This is a genomic window from Mesorhizobium sp. U510 (assembly GCF_059180695.1).
Genome location: NZ_CP180532.1, coordinates 155,967 through 171,981, shown reverse-complemented (window position 1 = coordinate 171,981; position 16,015 = coordinate 155,967). Strand labels below are relative to the sequence as shown.

Below are 16,015 nucleotides of genomic sequence, written 5' to 3'. Positions count from 1 at the left end.
ATGTGCGCCGTGCAGGGAGGAAGAGACGGGGAGCCGGCCAGGGGCCGGACCGGTCATGCACAGACAAGACAGGAGGTCTCATGAAGACGCTACTCATCAAGCTGCTGGCCAGCCAGTTGGCGCTCGCGGCAATTTTGTTTGCCGGCGTGGCAAACGCCGAAACACTGACGCTCTACACATCGCAGCCGGAAGCCGACGCGGCCAAGACCGTGGACGCCTTCAAGAAGGCGCAGCCCGGCATCGACGTGACCATCTATCGTTCTGGGACCAGCGACATCCTCACCAAGATGGCGGCCGAGTTCGCCGCCGGCAGCCCGCAACCCGACGTGCTTTTGATCGCCGACGCGGTCTCGATGGAGCTATTGAAGAAGGACGACCGGCTGCTGCCTTATCCCGAAGCCAAGCTCGATGGCATCGAGGCTGATGCCTATGACGCCGACAGGACCTATTTCGGCAGCAAGCTGATCACCACCGGCATCGTCTACAACACCGCGGCTGCTGAAAAGCCGCAGCATTGGGCCGATCTTGCCAAGCCCGCCTATGCCGATGGCCTGGTCATGCCGAGCCCGCTCTATTCGGGCGCGGCCGCCTATCTGCTTTCCGGCTTTGCCGGCGATACCAACTTAGGCTGGGATTTCTTCCAGAAGCTGAAGACCAACAACACCGTCAGCGTGCGCGGCAACGGTGCTGTACTGAAGTCGGTGGCATCAGGCGAGAAGCCCTATGGCATCCTCGTCGACTTCATGGCGATGAACGCCAAGAAGAAGGGCTCGCCGGTCGAGTTCGTGTTCCCGAGCGAAGGCGTGCCGGCGGTGACCGAGCCGGTCGCCATCATGAAGACCGCCAAGAATGTCGACGGCGCCAAGAAGTTCGTCGACTTCATTCTGTCGGATGAAGGCCAGAAGCTGGCGCTGTCCATGGGCTACCTGCCGGCGCGTGCCTCGGTCGGCCGTCCCGAATGGCTGCCGGAAGGCGTCAAGGTCAAGGTGATGCCGTTCGACACCAAGGCGATCGTCGCCAAGACCGACGCCGACAAGGCGAAGTTCCAGGAACTGTTCGGCGGCTGAGCCGGCAATCGTGGCGGGATGTCGTTTCGACGGCATCCCGGACCTCAGGAAACACAACCATGCCAACACGCGTCAGGGAAAGCCGGGGCCAGGAAATGGTCCTGACGGCGGCGGTGGCCGTCGTCATCGTGCTGCTTTCGCTGCTGCCCATGCTGCGCCTCATCAAGGAGATCGTGGCACCTGGCGGCACGCTGTCGACCGTGGCCATTGCGGCCGGGCTGAGAAGCCCGGCGACCTGGATCGCGACATGGCATACGCTGGTCGTCGGCATCGGCGGCACCTTGCTTGCGGTGCTGTCGGGAACGCTGGTGGCGGTGCTGGTCTCGCTGACCGACATACGCGGCCGCAGCGCCCTGGTGCTCTGCTACGTCATGCCGCTGATGATCGCGCCGCAGGTCACGGCGCTGGCCTGGCTGCAGCTGTTCGGCCCGGCAAGCCCATTCCTCAAGCTGTTCGGAGCGGCACCGCCGCTCGGCACGAAAAACCCGCTTTACTCAACGTCAGGCATCATTCTGCTGCTTGGCGTCCAATATGGCCCGCTGGTGTTCCTGCTGGTGCGTGCCGGCCTGCGCAAGCTGCCGCGCGAACTGGTCGAGGCCGCGCGCGCCGGCGGCGCGGGCTGGTTCACCGTGCTGGTCACCATCGTTCTGCCCTTGATGACGCCGTCGATCATGGCGGCCGCGGCACTCGCCTTCGTGTCCTGCGTCGGCAATTTCGGCATTCCGGCTTTCCTCGGCATTCCCGCCAACTACCTGGTGCTGCCGACCCTTATCTATCAGAAGCTGGCCGGCGGTGGTCCGGCCGTGCTCGGCGAGACCGCGTTCCTATCGGCTCTGATCGGCGTTATCGCCATGGCCGGCATTCTCGCCCAGGAGGTGATGAGCCGCCGCCGCGACTACCGTATCTCTTCGACATCGTTGCCGGCCGAACCCTACGAACTCGGTCGCTGGCGGGCTATTGTCCAGGCCTGCATGTGGCTGCTGATCGTGCTGGTGCTGTTCCTGCCGCTGTTCGGGTTGGTGCTGACCTCATTGGTACCGGGCTATGGCATCGCGCTCACCGCCAAGACGGTGACGCTCGACAATTATCGTTTCGTGCTGTTCGAGCATGACGCCGCCAACCGCGCCTTCTTCAACAGTTTCTGGCTGTCGATCGCGGCCGCATTCTTCGCGGTCGTGGTCGCCGTGCCGGTCGGCTATCTCATCGCCTGGGGCAGGCAGCGCTGGGTACGGCTGCTCAATCTGGCGGTCGAACTGCCCTATGCCTTGCCCGGCGTGGTGCTGGCGATCGCCTCGCTGCTGCTCTTCCTCAGGCCGATCCCACTGACCGGCATCCAACTCTACAACACGGTCTGGATCATCCTCTACGCCTACCTCGCCCGCTTCCTGGTGTTGGCGCTGCGGCCGACCATCAGCGGCTATCACCAGATCGATCGGGCGCTGGAGGAGGCCGCGCAGGTGGCGGGCGCCGGCCTGTTCACGCGCATGCGCACCATCATCTTTCCACTGGTCGCGCCGGCGGCGATCGCCGGTGGTCTGCTGATCTTCATGACGGCGCTCAGCGAACTCACCGTCTCGGCGCTGCTGTGGTCGTCAGGCTCGGAGACGATCGGCGTGGTGATGTTTTCCTTCGAACAGGGCGGCGATTCCAACTACGCGGCGGCGATGTCGGTCATCACGGTCGCGGTCACCTTCGTGCTGATGCTGGTGACCAATCTGCTTGCCCCCTACCTTCCCAGCGGAGTGCTGCCATGGCGCGACTGAGCCTGGACCATGTGACCAAGAGCTTCGCCAACTTCGATGCCGTGAAGGACGTCTCGATCGACGTTGCCGATGGCGAGTTCCTGGCCGTGCTTGGACCGTCCGGCTGCGGCAAGACGACGTTGCTCAGGCTGGTCGCCGGATTCGAGAAAGTGACTTCGGGAGCGATCCGCATCGGCAGCGATGTCGTATCGAGCAGCGTCGGCAGCGTCGCGCCGGAAAAGCGGCGCGTCGGCATCGTCTTCCAGAACTATGCGCTGTGGCCGCACATGACGGTGGCCGAGAATATCGGCTATTCGCTGAAGGTGGCGAAGCTCGACAAGACCGTCGCGCGCCATAAGGTCGAGGACGCGCTGGCTCTGGTCAATCTGCAGGGGCTGGGCGAGCGCAGGCCGGCCAATCTTTCCGGCGGTCAGCGCCAGCGCGTGGCGCTGGCGCGCTGTCTTGTCGCCGCACCGTCGCTGGTGCTGTTCGACGAGCCGCTCGCCAATCTCGACGTGCATCTGAGAGCCTCGATGGAGGACGAGTTCGCCGCCTTTCACAAGCGCACAGGCACGACCATCGTTTATATCACCCACGATCAGGCCGAGGCGATGGCGCTGGCCGACCGCATCGCGGTGATGGACCATGGCCGCGTGGCGCAACTGGCGACACCGCGTGAACTCTATCATGAGCCGGCAAATGAGATGGTCGCCTCCTTTATCTCGCAAGGCATCCTGCTGCCGGCGGATGTCCTGACGGGCGAAGACGGCGGCCATTGCAAGGTCAGGGTTCTGGGAACCGAGCTGGTGGTCCGCTGCCGGCCCGGCGAGCGGCCGCGTGCGGGTGCCAAGATCTGCTGCCGGTCGGCCGACCTTGACGTCTCACCGCATGGGCCAGGCTTCGATGGCCTCGTGAAACGGGTGATCTACCAGGGTGGCGCCGCACGCATCGAATTCACCCCTGCCGCGGGGCCTGACCTCACCTTGCATTTCGAGCAGCCAGACCCGGTTACGCTGGAGAGTGGAGCCCAGGCACGCCTGCGCATAAGATCCGGCTGGCTGATCCCGGTGGGGATGGCCTCGTGATGATGCTCGATCTCCTTGGCGGCTTTGGGGAAAAGGGCCGCACCAGCCTCGCCGTCAGCAGCGGCGGCGACCGCATCCTGCTCGATATCGGCGTCAAGGTCGGCGCCTCCGGCGCGGAATATTATCCGGCGCTCGACGGTCGGGTCGACGACATCGATGCACTCTTCGTCTCGCACGCCCATGAGGATCATATCGGTGCGCTGAGTTGGCTGTTGTCGCGCGGCTATGCCGGCCCGATCTTCATGACGGCCAAGACGCGCGACGAGGCTGCGGCCACGCTTGCCGCCTATGCCGATCCAGGGGATTTCAAGCGCTTTCCGTTTCCAGCCAATCGCATCGAGCTCTTCGAACCCGGCGATACGCTGAAGAGTGGAAATCTCACGATCGGGACCGGGCGATCCGGGCATGTCGTGGGCGGCGTCTGGTTCGCCGTCGATGATGGCAAAAGCCGCGCCGCCTATTCCGCCGATGTCGTGCCGGACAGCAATGTGTTTGTCATGGACACGATCCCGCATTGCGATCTTCTGGTCTTCGATGCCTCCTACGGCGCCGATCCCGTGCCGGGGGCTGCGCGGGCGCGGGAAATTTCTGAATGGGTAGCGCGGCATCCGCGGGGATGTCTGCTGCCGACGCCGCTGTCGGGGCGGTCGCTGGAATTGATCGCGGCGCTGCCGGGCCCATTCGCCATCCATGCCGGCATGCGTTCGTCGCTGGCGGGGCAGATCGGGGCCACAGCGGCCTTGTTGCCGGGCGTTTCCGAGCACCTGCGTGCCCGCTTGGCGAGTGCTGCGGACTGGACCGATGCCGATCCCCTGCCGTCGCTGCCGTTGCTGGCCGATGACGGCATGGGCGAGGCCGGCCCGTCGTCGCGGCTGTTGCCGCGTGCCGACGATGCCGGGTTTCCCGTGCTGCTCACCGGACATTTGCCGGCAGGTTCTCCTGGCGATCTGCTGCACAGAGCCGGTCGGGCGGATTGGGTGCGCATGCCCACCCATCCAACGCTGTCGGGCAATGTCGAAATATGGGAGAAGGCAGGACGGCCTGAAGCGCTCGGCCATTCCTGCGTTGCCGATCTTCTCGATGACCTCAAAAGCCACATCCCGTCGCTGCGCACGCAATGCCGTACCGGCCAGCGCATCACGGTGCCGCAAGGAAGCAAAGAATGAGAATCCTGATCTGCAACGATGACGGCATCGAAGCGCCGGGACTTGCCCGTCTCGTCAACGCCGCCGGCGAGCTGAGCGACGATGTCTGGGTCGTCGCGCCCGATGGCAAGCGCACCGCCGCCGGCTCGTCGCTGACGATCGCGAGGCCGCTGACGATGCGGCGCGTCAAGCCGAACTGGTACTCCTGCTCCGGCACGCCGGCCGATTGCGTGGTCAGCGCGATGACGTGGCTGTTTGCCGACGCGAGGAAACCGGACCTGTTATTGGCGGGTGTCAATGACGGCCGCAACGTCGCCGAGGATCTCGCCTATTCCGGGACGCTCGGCATTGCCCGGGAGGCGACCTTCTGGGGCATCCCGGCGATCGGCTTTTCGCGCGTGAAGAATCCTGAGTTCACCGATAGGGACGATCCATGGCTTGGCGCGCTGATCGCCTCGCTGTGGCAGTCGCGCGCCGGCTGGGCGACAGAAGGCCATTGGTTGAGCGTCAACCTGCCGACCGCGCTGCCGGCCGAGATCCGGCAGCCACGCATCGGCCGTGACAAGATCGGCCGCACGGCCGAGATCGTGGAAAGCGATGGCGATCGCACCGTCATCACCGTGCCGCGCGGGCGCGCTCATGCGAGCGAGCCGGGCGACGAGAACGAGGCGATCGATACCGGATACGTCAGCATCAACAGGCTGAACTGGTTTGGCGAAACGCGGCTGGACGAACGGTTTGTAGGCGGGATTCTGGACTGATCTTCCTGTGTGCGACCATCCCGATCACCAAGCTGTCAGCGGCTAAACCGCGCCGATCCGATGCCTGTGCTTGAAGCCGCCGCTATTTCATTCCACATCGGGCGCAATGAACGGCAAGATACGAGAGTGGTTTCGCAATTGGCGATGGGCTTTGGCCGCATCGCTGATCCTGCATGCCTTGATCGGAGCGTTCTTGTTCTTTGGCGTGCCGAGATCCGAGCAGCAGCCGGAACAGCAGGAACAACCCGTCAATGTCGCGATTGTGCCGCCGCCCGAGAAGCCCAAGCCGAAACCTGCCCCAAAGCCAGCGGAGCCGACACCCGAAAAGAAGGCTGAAAAGCCGCCTGAACAAAAGCCGCCTCCGGAGCCCCCGAAACTGCCAGACGACCATGTTCTGAAGCGCGTCTTCCAGTACGGCCAGAAAGATACCGGGCCGGAGAAATCGCTCGACGGAAGCAGCGCTAAACCCAACACGCCGTCACCGGCCAAGGATGAGGCGGCGAAGCCGCCTATAACACCGACACCCGCGCCGACCCAGCCCGCCCCGGCTGCAACGCCACAGCAGAAGGCAGAGCCCAGCAAGCCTGACGAGAAGCCGGCCACCATCGCGCCGGACGAAAAGCCCGCGCAAGGCGAGGAAAAGCAGGAGGCCGCCGCGCCGGACGCCAAACCTGCGCAAAGCGAGGAGAAGCAGGCGACCGAGGACGCTGACAAACAGCAGCCGGACAAACAGGAGCTCGCACCGCAACCCGCCGAAAAGCAAGCGGTTGTGACGCCAAAGCCATTGGCGGCTGAGACTGGTGCTAAGCCAGCGCCTCCAGCCTCAGCTGGAAAGGCAAAGCCTGCCAAGACGTTGACGTTCAAACCCGCCAGAGCCTTCAAAGCGCCGATCGGGAACGCTGGGAGGTCAAATCCCACCAACAACGATGTTGCAGGATCGCCAATCTATTCCGGCCTTCCGGGCGTCAGAAAGCTTTACTCGCAGGGAGCAACCGGCAATGCCTTCGCCACAAGTTCCATGGAGAATGTGCCGCGCGGTCAGCGTGTGGCCACCCTTTGCGGCAATGTTCTGAGCCAGGAACTGCAAAGTGCCGACTATTCGGTCAAATGGGTGCCAACCATTACGCTGGACAAAGGCAATGTTCTGAACCCTGGTCAAGCGGCCTTCAGCACCAGAAACACCTGGTACAATCTAAACTTCCGATGTGAAGTCGACCCCGATGCGACGAGGGTCCTATCCTTCAACTTCCGTGTGGGGTCATTAGTCCCGCCTGGTGAATGGGCCAGCCGTGGATTCACCAAGTATCCGCTGAATTAGGCCGGCACGCCAAGCAGGGACAATTGCCGGCTAATTTCTTGCCAGTCGGCGCAGACGAAATCGGCACCGGCAGCCGTCAGCCACAGCGGTGTGCTCGGCATAGGTGTGGCCGCCGCCGGTGTCGCCGATCGCCGTCATGCCGGCGGCAACCGCGGCCTGGATGCCGACGGACCAATCCTCGATGACGATGCAGCCGGCCGGATTGGCACTCATCCCGGCGGCGAACTGGCTGATCTCAGGTCTTGCTGGATCGGATCGTGCGCAGCCGCTTATTGAGCCGCCACAGCGACTTGGCCAGGCTGCCCTAGGTGTGGTGATCCAAATCGACAAGCTGTCAGCGGCTATATGCGCAAATCCAGTGCTTATGCTTGAAGCCGCCGCTATTTCATTCCACATCGGTCAGGATGAAGGGCGAGACAGAAGAACGGCGTCGGTATCTGTTGTGGGGTATTTCCGCATCGCTGATCCTGCACGTGCTTGCCGCGGCACTCCTTGTGTATGGCCTGCCCGTGCCTCCCCAACAGCCGCGCGAGGAGCAGCCAGTCAATGTCGCGATCGTGCCTGCGCCCGATCAGCCAAAGCCGAAACCCGTTCCGCCGGCGCCAAAGCCACCGGAACCGAAGGTTGAAAAGCCACCTGAGCAGAAAGTTGAAAAACAACCTCCGCCGGAGAAGCAGTCTCAGAAGCCACCGCCAGGCGAGGTCCTGAAGCCTGTTTTTCAGTTCGGCGACAAGGATACCGGCCCGAGGAAATCCCTGGACGGGGCCAGCGCTCAGGACAGTTCGCCGTCTCCGGCCAAGGATGACGATTCGAAGCCGCCTGTCGTGCCGAAGCCTGCAGACAGCCAACCTGTCACGCCGGCAGACTCCGAGCAGCAGGCCGCTTCAAGCGCCGAGATGGATAAACAACAGGCAGCCAAACAGCAGCCAGACAAGCAGGCGGCGCTCGACGCCGCCAAGCAACAGGGCGCGGCACCAGCGCCTTTGGCTGCCGATAGCGGCGGCGAGATCGAGCTTCCCACAACGGCCGAGGCACCAAAGCCCAAACCCGCAAATGCGCCGAAGCCCAGCCCTTCAAAGGCCTCGAAGTCTGCATCTCGGAACAACTCGGGCCTTCCGGGTGTTCGTAGGCTCTACTCGCAGGGCGCTACCGGCGATGCGCTGGCCACGACCGCGATGGGCGGGGTGCCTCGCGGTCAGCGTGCGGCCAAACTTTGCGCCAGCGCGTTGCAGCAGGAATTGCTGGATGCTTCCTATTTTCCCAAATGGGTACCATCTATTCCGTTGAAGGTGGGCAATATTCTAGACGCCCCGGATGTCGCTTTCAGCACGACAACCACATGGTACCATCTGGGCTTTCGGTGCGAGGTCGACACCGATGCGACGAGGGTCCTATCCTTCAACTTCCGCGTGGGGGCACCAATTCCGCCCAGCGACTGGGCCGGTCTTAGATTACCCAGTCCCTACTAGTGCGTTTCACCGCTTCATGGAAACGGCGAACTTCTCTAACTCTTTGTTTTGACCCAATTCCGGACGGAAAACCGCTCGCGCTTTTCTGGAATTTCTCTAGATCAGGCCGGCACGCCGAGCCCGGACAATTGCCGGCTAATTTCTTGCCAGTCCGCGCAGACGAAATCGGCACCGGCCGCCGTCAGCCGCGCGGCGTGGTCGGCATAGGTGTGGCCGCCGCCGGTGTAGCCGATCGCCTTCATGCCGGCGGCAACCGCGCCCTGGATGCCGAAGGGCGAATCCTCGATGACGATGCAGTCGGCCGGATCGGCGCCCATCCTGGCGGCGGCGAACAGGAAGATGTCGGGCGCCGGCTTGCCGTTCTTGACCATGGAGGAGCTGTAGATCGCCTCGCCGAAGAACTGCGCCAGCCCAGTGACGGCCAGGCTGTGGTTGATGCGCTCGATGGAGGATGACGAGGCGACGCAGCGGTCGCCCTCGATCGTTTCCAGAAACGCCGCGATTCCTGGCGTCGGCTTCAATTCCTCAGTGAACAGGATCTTGGTCTCGGACCAGATGTCGCCGTCGGCGGCAGCGGGAAACTGATGGCCGGTCAATTCCCTGATCCTGGCGATGATGTCGGACTGCTTCATGCCGACGCATTGGGCGATAATGCCGCCATGGACGCCGGGCATGCCGTGCTTTTCATAGACGCGTTCGTAGGCCCTGGCGGCCAGCGGCTCGCTGTCGACGAGAACACCGTCGCAATCGAAAATGATAGGCCTTGGTCGCGGCACGCGCTTGTCTCCTCACGTCAAATTTCGCACATCGCTATCGGCAAAAAGTCAAATGTTCAATAGTGCGATGTCTTGAGCGCGTTCTGGGGCTGAAACGGCGGGGCAGTCAAAGCTGGCGCAGCGCATCGCTTGCGCGGCCGGATCCGAGCGCCCGTTGCATGGCTTGCCGGGACTGAGCGCGGTCCGGCGTGATCCAGTTCGGCTCCGCACCCAGGAAGCGGTCGAGGAACGCCACCGCATAGGCCGGCATCTCGGTGACGTTTTCGCGATAGGACCACCAGGTGCGCAGATCGTCGGCGCATTTGTCGATGCTGGGCGCCTTGCCGAACTCCTGCTCATAGATCGCCGAAATCACCGAGACGCAGTAATTGGTGTAGAGAAAACCTTCCGGCCAGAAGCGGATGATTTCCAGCGTGCCGGCATTGTGATCCGTTTCGATGAGTTGCGCGAGGCCGGAGATTTCCCTGGCCGGCGCCTGTTTGATCAGCTCGCGCAGCACGAGGCCGGCGGCAAAGACGATGAAGTCGGCGCGGTCGATCGCGGCGAAGCGCTTCTGCGCTTCCATGATCTCGACCCAGTCGAGAAAAGCTCGGGTCAGCTTTGCCTCGTCGATCTCGAAACGCACGCCGAACGTGTCCGAGACCACCTTGGCGCTGCCGCGGAAAGTGGCGCGAAACCAGCGCAGCTGCCGCAAGCGGTGGCGCAGGTCGGGCATAAGGGCCAGTTCATCCCTGAAGGGCAGTTCCATTTCATGCATCCCGTTTGACGACAGGCTAGCACAGCCATGCCGCCGCCGAAATCGGCAGGCGGCCCTGTGGATGGCGTGCCGGAGGCCAATATCATACATATTGACATTCGCGGAAACAAATGTTCTCACTTTGCTGTTGTCGCGTGCCGGTCCAAGGTGCGGTTCAACATAGGCTTCGGGAGGAGAACCGAATGGCGATTTGGCAGTGGGGACTGCTTCTGCTTGTTATTGTGTGGGCGCTGCAGTCGCTCGGCGTCTGGCTGCAGATGCGGCACTATTCGGATGTCTTTCGGGGCGTCACCGACCAGTACAAGGATGGCTTCGTCGGAGCCGGCAATTTTCGCGGCCGGCTGGCCAAGGGTACCATCGCGCTCGTCGTGGTGACGCCCGACCTGATCGTGCGCCGCCTGATGGTGATGAGCGGCCGTTCCGTCTTCACCAAGTTCAAGAGACATGAAGAATTCGAGGGTGTTCCCCTCGATCGACTCCGGTCCAACCCTGCGATCATGGGGGAGGGGGAACCCGGTGTGGCCGAGGCCGTGAAGCGGGCGATCGAACAGATCGACAAAGCACGGTCGGAGCCGGGGAAGAAGCCGGGCCTGGCCGGCTTGAACATAGCTAGGGCTTAGAGGACGCCGCGCACCGACTGGGATAACCGGCGGGCGGCATAAGGAGGAGAAATGTCTGTATTTTCGTTGTTGGCGCAGCATGCCGACATGGCCGTGCACAATCTGCATGTCGCGGGTGCCATGGTCTCGGATGCTGCATTGCATGGCAAGCTCGCCGTCGAGCATGCTTCCGACCATCTCGTTGTCCTTGCGCAAGCAGACAGCGGACCCATAACCGTCGATCAGTTCAAGGAAAAGCTGAAGGAAGTCCAGCAGGAAGAGCAGCTCGGCTGGCTGACCGCCATCGGCAAGTACTTCATCGGCATCTTCCAGAAGGGCGGCGAAGTGTTCGCCGGCTTCGTCACCGGCATCATTCCGACGCTGGTGGTGCTGATGACCGCCTTCTACGCCGTCACCGAACTGGTCGGCGAAGAGCGCGTGCATGGCCTGGCGCGCGGCGCCGGCAGGATTGCCTTGACCCGCTATACGCTGCTGCCTCTGCTGGCGGTGTTCTTCCTCACCAATCCGATGGCCTACACGTTCGGATCGTTCCTGGAAGAAAAGCACAAGCCGGCCTTCTATGACGCGGCCGTGTCCTACGTGCATCCGCCGCTTGGCCTGTTCCCGCACATCAATCCGGGCGAATATTTCGTCTGGGGCGGCATTCTCGTGGCTCTGCTCGAGCTTGAGAAGAAGGGCGTTGTCGTCGCCGGTTACCACGTCAAGGTGGCGATCTGGTACGCCATTGTCGGCCTCGTCGTCATCCTGCTCAAGGGCATGCTGACCGAGCGCATCACCACCATCATGGCACGCCGCCAGGGCGTCGAGCTGTAAGGGCGGGGAGGACATCATGGACAGGACATTCAAAGCCGTAAAGATCTCGCGGGGCAACACAGGCTGGGGTGGCCCGCTCGTCATCGAGCCGACCGCGCAGCGCGACAAGGTCGTCTCCGTCACCGGCGGCGGCATCCATCCCGTCGCCCAACTCATCGCCGACATGACCGGCGCCACGGCCGTCGATGGCTTCAAGGCGCCGCCAATCGAAGGCGAGATGGCGGTGGTCGTCGTCGATTGCGGCGGCACCGCACGCTGCGGCGTCTATCCGCGCAAGCGCATCCCGACCGTCAATCTGACGCCGGTCGGCCAGGCTGGGCCGCTCGCCCAGTTCATCACCGACGACATCTACGTTTCGGGCGTGAAGCCGGCCAACGTCACAATGGCGGACGGGTCCGAGGCGGTCACCACTGCGGGGGGAGCAGCATCGATGAGTTCAAGCAATAACACTGCTGCCGCAGCGCCACAGCCGCTGCCGAGCGAAGGCGGGCTGATCGGCCTGATCAGCTCGATCGGCCGCGTCATGGGCCGAGTGGTCGGCATCTTCTTCAATTCCGGCCGCCGCACGATCGACCAGGTGGTGCGCAACGTGCTGCCGTTCATGGCCTTCGTGACCATGCTCATCGGCCTGATCCTCTACACCGGCATCGGTGATGTGCTCGCCCAGCCGATGGGGCCGCTGGCCAACAACATTGTCGGCCTGCTGATCATCTCGGCCATTTGCGGCCTGCCATTCCTGTCGCCCATCCTGGGGCCGGGCGCCGTCATCGCGCAGGTCATCGGCGTGGCCATCATCGGCCCGCAGATCGCCAACGGCACGATTTCGCCGGCGATGGCTCTCCCGGCGCTGTTTGCCTACAATACCCAGGTGGGCTGCGACTTCGTCCCCGTCGGCCTGGCGCTCGGTGAGGCCAAGCCGAAGACGATCGAAATCGGCGTGCCGGCGGTGCTCATCAGCCGCCAGATCATGGGCCCCGTATCCGTGCTGATCGCATGGGTCGTCAGCCTGATCGTGTTCTAAGGAAATAAGAGAATGAGGTTCGCCACATGTCGGTTCTGCTGAGAACACGGGTCACTTCCATCGGGCCCGAAGTGGCGGATCTTGCCGAAGGGGGCGTGCTCATCCTGTTTGCGGATGGCTCGCCGCCGGAGCTTGCCGAGGTTTCGGTGCTCCACAAGACGGAGCTTGGACCCAGCGACGGCGCGCCGCAAAAGGGCGCGTCGATCACCCTTGGTCCGGTTTCCGCCGTCATAACCGCCGTCGGCTCCAGCGCATGGAGCAAGGTGCTCGAGATGGGCCATGTCGTCATCTCGTTCAATGGCGCCACCGAGGCCGAAAGGCCCGGCGAGATCTGCGCATCGCAGGTCGATGCCCAGGCGCTCGTGGCCGCCCTGAAGACGGACGCGATCATCACCATCGCCGCGTGAAGCATTCGCGCCGCGACGCATCTGGTTTCGGCTCCAGAGCAATTCCAGGAAAAGTGTGAAACGGTCTTCCGCCCGGAATTGCGTTAGAACAAAGAGTTAGAGCAATTCGTCGTTTCTGGACGAATTGCTCTAGGAAAAGCAGAGTATTTGCCATGGAACGCTCGACCATCGTCAGAGTGCATGAAGGTTTGCACGCCCGTCCTGCCACACGGTTCGTCAAGCTCGCGAAGGGCTTCGAATCCGATGTCGAGTTGGTCAAGGACGGCAAGGCGGTCAGCGCCAAGAGCTCCGTCAAGCTGATGCTGCTGGCGGTCAAGGAAAACCAGGAAGTCACCGTGCGGGCGAACGGCGCCGACGCCATCGAGGCGATCGAAGCGCTGATCGGCTATCTCGAAAACCCCAAGGCGGGTCTCGACGACGAAGCCGAGCCGCAGCGCCCGGCCAATGATGCCGGCCAGGCGGCATCCGCATCGGCACCCCAATCCGTGCCGGCTGCAGCAGGCGAAGCGAACGGCTTGCGCGGTGTCGCGGCAAGCGAGGGCGTCGCGATCGGGCCGGCCTTCGCACATTTCCCGCCCGAGATCGCCGGACAGGGCCGCATGCTGCAGGCCGAAGAGATCGCCGGCGAGATCGACAGGTTCCGTGCCGCGGTCGCCGCCGTCCAGGCGCGCATGGACCGGGCCTTGGCGCAGGACGGCCTGTCGGCCGCAGACCGCGGCATCGTCGCGGCACTCAGGGATATCGCCGCCGACGACAGCCTGACCGGCGAGGCCGAAAAGGCGATCAGGGGCGGCAACGACGCGGTCTCGGCCGTCATCACCGCAGCCTCCACGATCGCCGCCGATTTCAGCGCGGTCGACGATCACTACCTCAATGCGCGGGCCGACGATGTCCACGCCGTCGGGCGGCAGATCTGTCTGGTGCTGCTCGGCCAGGACGACGTCAGCCTCGAAAGCATTCCCGAAGGCGCCATTCTGATCGCCGACGACATCGGCGCCTGGGATCTGGCTCGGGCGCCGCTGAAGCGCATTGGCGGGGTGATTTGCGGCCATGGCGGCGCCACCTCGCACATCGCCATCATCGCGCGCTCGCACGGCATTCCGGCGGTGCTGGGCCTCGGCGACCAGGTCAATGCCTTGCGCATCGCGCGCGACGTGGCGCTCGACGGCAACACCGGCCATGTGATCATCGATCCGGACGAGGCGACGCGGGCCGACTATGCCGGCCGTGTCGAAGCGGCGGCGAAGGAGCGCGCCGGCCTGACCGTCTTCAAGATGGTGACGCCGAAACGTGCCGACGGCAAGGTGATCGAGGTCGCGGCCAATATCGGCTCGCTGGAGGAGATCGAGGCGGCGCAGGAAGCGGGCGCCATGGGCGTCGGCCTGTTCCGCACCGAACTCCTGTTCATGCGTCATATGCACCTCCCCTCGGAGGACATGCAGGCCGAGACCTATGCGGCACTGGCCAAGGCCTTCGCGCCCTATCCGGTCATCGTGCGCACGCTCGACATCGGCGGCGACAAGCCTATCGCCGGCATCGAGTTCCCCGATGAGGAGAACCCCTTTCTCGGCTGGCGCGGCATTCGAATGTGCCTCGACCGGCCCGATATCTTCAAACGCCAGCTCAGGGCGCTGCTGCGGGCGGCCGTGCACGGCAACATCAAGGTGATGCTGCCGATGGTGTCCGATATTTCCGAAGTGACGCGCACCCGCGCACTGGTCGATGAATGCGCCGCCGAACTCAAAGCCGAAGGCGTGCCGCATGCGACATTCGATCTCGGCGTGATGATCGAGACCCCGGCCGCCGTGCTGATCGCCCCGGCGCTGGCCAAGGAAGTGGCCTTCTTCTCGATCGGCACCAATGACCTCACCCAATACATCATGGCCGCCGACCGGCTCAACCCGACCGTCGCCAAGCTCAACGACGTCACCAATCCGGCGGTCATGTCGGCGATCGAGCTGACGGCCAAAGCCGGCGTCGCCGCCGGCATCATGGTGGGCATGTGCGGCGAGGCCGCCGGACGCCCGGATCTGATCCCGGCCTTCATCGAGATGGGTCTGACCGAGCTTTCGATGAGCCCGGCCTCGATCCAGCGCGCCAAGAAAACGATCACGGCCATGACGGCCGGGGACTAGATTTCCGGAAGCGCTGCTGGAGCTTACGGCAAATGCGCAAGCAAGGTGGCAAAGACTGGTGTCAGTTCCTCGACCGGGCTTGCCTTGGCGCAGGCCTGCGCGATGCGGTCGTGACGGATATCGGCAGCCAGGATCGCGATCTCCAGCATGTCGGGCTCAGGCGCGCCGTCGCGGCCAGTTGTCGCCAGGCCGCAGGCCAGAACCACCGGCGCCAGGCAGCTTATGTCGAGCGCGCGCTCCCCGGCCGTTTCCGGCGCGGCTTCGCCAAAGCGCACCGGACGCTGGCTGAGCAACTCGACCAGCAACGCCGCGCAAGTGGCCGCGATTGCCTGCAGTCCCGCGCCCGGCGCGGTCAACGCGGCCAGCAGATCACCATGGCGCTTGCGGATCGTGGCATGCGCGGCGGCGAAATCGGCTTCGTGGATGCGGGCATTGTCGATCTTCAGCCCGGCGAGCACCGCCTTCGTCAAATAGTACATGTCGCGCCGGAACAGGCGCTCGGCGCTCAACTGCCGCTCTTCGTTTCCGGCCGGAAAATAGGTGCCGAGGCCTTTCACGGTCGTGCCGTCCACCTTGATCGGGCGCTCGTGCGGGACAAAGGATTCAGCGATCGACAGCGCCTCGTCGACGGCGCTGGCGGCATGGCTGAGCAGGCCTTCGATGCCCTTGCCCGGAAACGGCGGCAGATGGCTGGTCGCTTCGCGCAACAAGCTGGCGTCGCCGGTGCCGTCATGGCGGCTTTGCCGGATGATGTCGCGGACCTCCCGCAACCGGTCCTTCAAATTGACGCGGACGTCTTCGGAGATTTGTCGGAGCATCGCGGTCTGCCTCGAAAGTGTCTTGCAGGGCGGCCGGCGAGGGGCCAGCCACCGACTCTACATTGTTCCTATCGATTGGTA

The 16,015-nt window shown here is 63.8% G+C and carries 16 protein-coding genes; 12 read left to right on the top strand and 4 right to left on the bottom strand.

The genetic code is table 11. The features are described from left to right. Positions 1–80 precede the first annotated feature (80 nt). The 6 genes from ACLGL5_RS02645 (at position 81) to ACLGL5_RS02620 (ending at position 7,118) form a co-directional block, all read left to right on the top strand. Complete coding sequence (locus ACLGL5_RS02645) at positions 81–1,067, top strand: ABC transporter substrate-binding protein (RefSeq protein ID WP_064981043.1); 987 nt, start codon at positions 81–83, stop codon at positions 1,065–1,067. A gap of 59 nt (positions 1,068–1,126) precedes the next feature. Next, positions 1,127–2,830, top strand: coding sequence for an ABC transporter permease (locus ACLGL5_RS02640; RefSeq protein ID WP_069090276.1), 1,704 nt, complete (start codon positions 1,127–1,129; stop codon positions 2,828–2,830). After that, on the top strand, positions 2,818–3,894 hold the full coding sequence (locus ACLGL5_RS02635) for an ABC transporter ATP-binding protein (protein ID WP_069090275.1): 1,077 nt from the start codon (positions 2,818–2,820) through the stop codon (positions 3,892–3,894). The genes ACLGL5_RS02640 and ACLGL5_RS02635 overlap by 13 nt, the downstream gene beginning before the upstream one ends. Further along, positions 3,894–5,060, top strand: a complete 1,167-nt coding sequence (locus ACLGL5_RS02630; RefSeq protein ID WP_069090274.1) for an MBL fold metallo-hydrolase — start codon at positions 3,894–3,896, stop codon at positions 5,058–5,060. Before ACLGL5_RS02635 ends, ACLGL5_RS02630 begins: the two co-directional genes overlap by 1 nt. Next, positions 5,057–5,800 carry a 5'/3'-nucleotidase SurE gene (locus ACLGL5_RS02625; RefSeq protein WP_069090273.1) on the top strand — a complete coding sequence of 248 codons (744 nt, stop codon included), beginning with the start codon at positions 5,057–5,059 and terminating at the stop codon, positions 5,798–5,800. Before ACLGL5_RS02630 ends, ACLGL5_RS02625 begins: the two co-directional genes overlap by 4 nt. A 106-nt stretch (positions 5,801–5,906) precedes the next feature. Then, positions 5,907–7,118 carry a DUF930 domain-containing protein gene (locus tag ACLGL5_RS02620; RefSeq protein ID WP_069090272.1) on the top strand — a complete coding sequence of 404 codons (1,212 nt, stop codon included), beginning with the start codon at positions 5,907–5,909 and terminating at the stop codon, positions 7,116–7,118. Positions 7,119–7,148: 30 nt separating this feature from the next. Here ACLGL5_RS02620 and ACLGL5_RS02615 read toward each other — a convergent pair whose 3' ends face one another. After that, a complete protein-coding gene (locus ACLGL5_RS02615; protein WP_240565033.1) occupies positions 7,149–7,331 on the bottom strand; it encodes an HAD family hydrolase in 183 nt (60 codons plus the stop codon). A gap of 191 nt (positions 7,332–7,522) precedes the next feature. Here ACLGL5_RS02615 and ACLGL5_RS02610 point away from each other — a divergent pair, with 191 nt between their 5' ends. Beyond that, positions 7,523–8,587, top strand: coding sequence for a DUF930 domain-containing protein (locus ACLGL5_RS02610; protein ID WP_069090271.1), 1,065 nt, complete (start codon positions 7,523–7,525; stop codon positions 8,585–8,587). 101 nt (positions 8,588–8,688) lie between these two features. Here ACLGL5_RS02610 and ACLGL5_RS02605 read toward each other — a convergent pair whose 3' ends face one another. Continuing rightward, entirely contained in the window at positions 8,689–9,363 is a 675-nt protein-coding gene (locus ACLGL5_RS02605) for an HAD family hydrolase (RefSeq protein WP_038650014.1), read from the bottom strand. Positions 9,364–9,469: 106 nt separating this feature from the next. Further along, positions 9,470–10,111, bottom strand: a complete 642-nt coding sequence (locus ACLGL5_RS02600; RefSeq protein ID WP_038653435.1) for a hypothetical protein — start codon at positions 10,109–10,111, stop codon at positions 9,470–9,472. 191 nt (positions 10,112–10,302) lie between these two features. Between ACLGL5_RS02600 and ACLGL5_RS02595 the strand changes: the two genes are divergently transcribed. From ACLGL5_RS02595 to ptsP, 5 genes are all read left to right on the top strand, one after another. Continuing rightward, complete coding sequence (locus tag ACLGL5_RS02595; protein WP_069090270.1) at positions 10,303–10,740, top strand: transcriptional regulator GutM; 438 nt, start codon at positions 10,303–10,305, stop codon at positions 10,738–10,740. Positions 10,741–10,791: 51 nt separating this feature from the next. Next, positions 10,792–11,553, top strand: a complete 762-nt coding sequence (srlA, locus tag ACLGL5_RS02590; protein WP_027047456.1) for a PTS glucitol/sorbitol transporter subunit IIC — start codon at positions 10,792–10,794, stop codon at positions 11,551–11,553. A 16-nt stretch (positions 11,554–11,569) separates the two neighbouring features. Then, complete coding sequence (gene srlE, locus ACLGL5_RS02585; RefSeq protein ID WP_069090269.1) at positions 11,570–12,574, top strand: PTS glucitol/sorbitol transporter subunit IIB; 1,005 nt, start codon at positions 11,570–11,572, stop codon at positions 12,572–12,574. A gap of 26 nt (positions 12,575–12,600) precedes the next feature. Further along, positions 12,601–12,981, top strand: a complete 381-nt coding sequence (locus ACLGL5_RS02580) for a PTS glucitol/sorbitol transporter subunit IIA (protein WP_038650009.1) — start codon at positions 12,601–12,603, stop codon at positions 12,979–12,981. Between the two features lie 152 nt (positions 12,982–13,133). Next, positions 13,134–15,116: a phosphoenolpyruvate--protein phosphotransferase gene (ptsP, locus tag ACLGL5_RS02575; protein ID WP_038650006.1), complete on the top strand. Its 1,983-nt coding sequence runs from the start codon at positions 13,134–13,136 to the stop codon at positions 15,114–15,116. A 23-nt stretch (positions 15,117–15,139) separates the two neighbouring features. Here ptsP and ACLGL5_RS02570 read toward each other — a convergent pair whose 3' ends face one another. After that, positions 15,140–15,934: a hypothetical protein gene (locus tag ACLGL5_RS02570; protein WP_019861513.1), complete on the bottom strand. Its 795-nt coding sequence runs from the start codon at positions 15,932–15,934 to the stop codon at positions 15,140–15,142. Positions 15,935–16,015: the final 81 nt, after the last annotated feature.

Bases quoted from the DNA above. Each gene is read 5' to 3' on its own strand.
- ACLGL5_RS02600 (WP_038653435.1), bottom strand. From the start codon at position 10,111: ATGGAACTGCCCTTCAGGGATGAACTGGCCCTTATGCCCGACCTGCGC.
- ACLGL5_RS02625 (WP_069090273.1), top strand. From the start codon at position 5,057: ATGAGAATCCTGATCTGCAACGATGACGGCATCGAAGCGCCGGGACTT.
- srlE (WP_069090269.1), top strand. From the start codon at position 11,570: ATGGACAGGACATTCAAAGCCGTAAAGATCTCGCGGGGCAACACAGGC.
- ACLGL5_RS02610 (WP_069090271.1), top strand. From the start codon at position 7,523: ATGAAGGGCGAGACAGAAGAACGGCGTCGGTATCTGTTGTGGGGTATT.
- srlA (WP_027047456.1), top strand. From the start codon at position 10,792: ATGTCTGTATTTTCGTTGTTGGCGCAGCATGCCGACATGGCCGTGCAC.
- ACLGL5_RS02640 (WP_069090276.1), top strand. From the start codon at position 1,127: ATGCCAACACGCGTCAGGGAAAGCCGGGGCCAGGAAATGGTCCTGACG.
- ACLGL5_RS02635 (WP_069090275.1), top strand. From the start codon at position 2,818: ATGGCGCGACTGAGCCTGGACCATGTGACCAAGAGCTTCGCCAACTTC.
- ACLGL5_RS02630 (WP_069090274.1), top strand. From the start codon at position 3,894: ATGATGCTCGATCTCCTTGGCGGCTTTGGGGAAAAGGGCCGCACCAGC.
- ptsP (WP_038650006.1), top strand. From the start codon at position 13,134: ATGGAACGCTCGACCATCGTCAGAGTGCATGAAGGTTTGCACGCCCGT.
- ACLGL5_RS02645 (WP_064981043.1), top strand. From the start codon at position 81: ATGAAGACGCTACTCATCAAGCTGCTGGCCAGCCAGTTGGCGCTCGCG.
- ACLGL5_RS02615 (WP_240565033.1), bottom strand. From the start codon at position 7,331: ATGAGTGCCAATCCGGCCGGCTGCATCGTCATCGAGGATTGGTCCGTC.
- ACLGL5_RS02620 (WP_069090272.1), top strand. From the start codon at position 5,907: ATGAACGGCAAGATACGAGAGTGGTTTCGCAATTGGCGATGGGCTTTG.
- ACLGL5_RS02595 (WP_069090270.1), top strand. From the start codon at position 10,303: ATGGCGATTTGGCAGTGGGGACTGCTTCTGCTTGTTATTGTGTGGGCG.
- ACLGL5_RS02580 (WP_038650009.1), top strand. From the start codon at position 12,601: ATGTCGGTTCTGCTGAGAACACGGGTCACTTCCATCGGGCCCGAAGTG.
- ACLGL5_RS02570 (WP_019861513.1), bottom strand. From the start codon at position 15,934: ATGCTCCGACAAATCTCCGAAGACGTCCGCGTCAATTTGAAGGACCGG.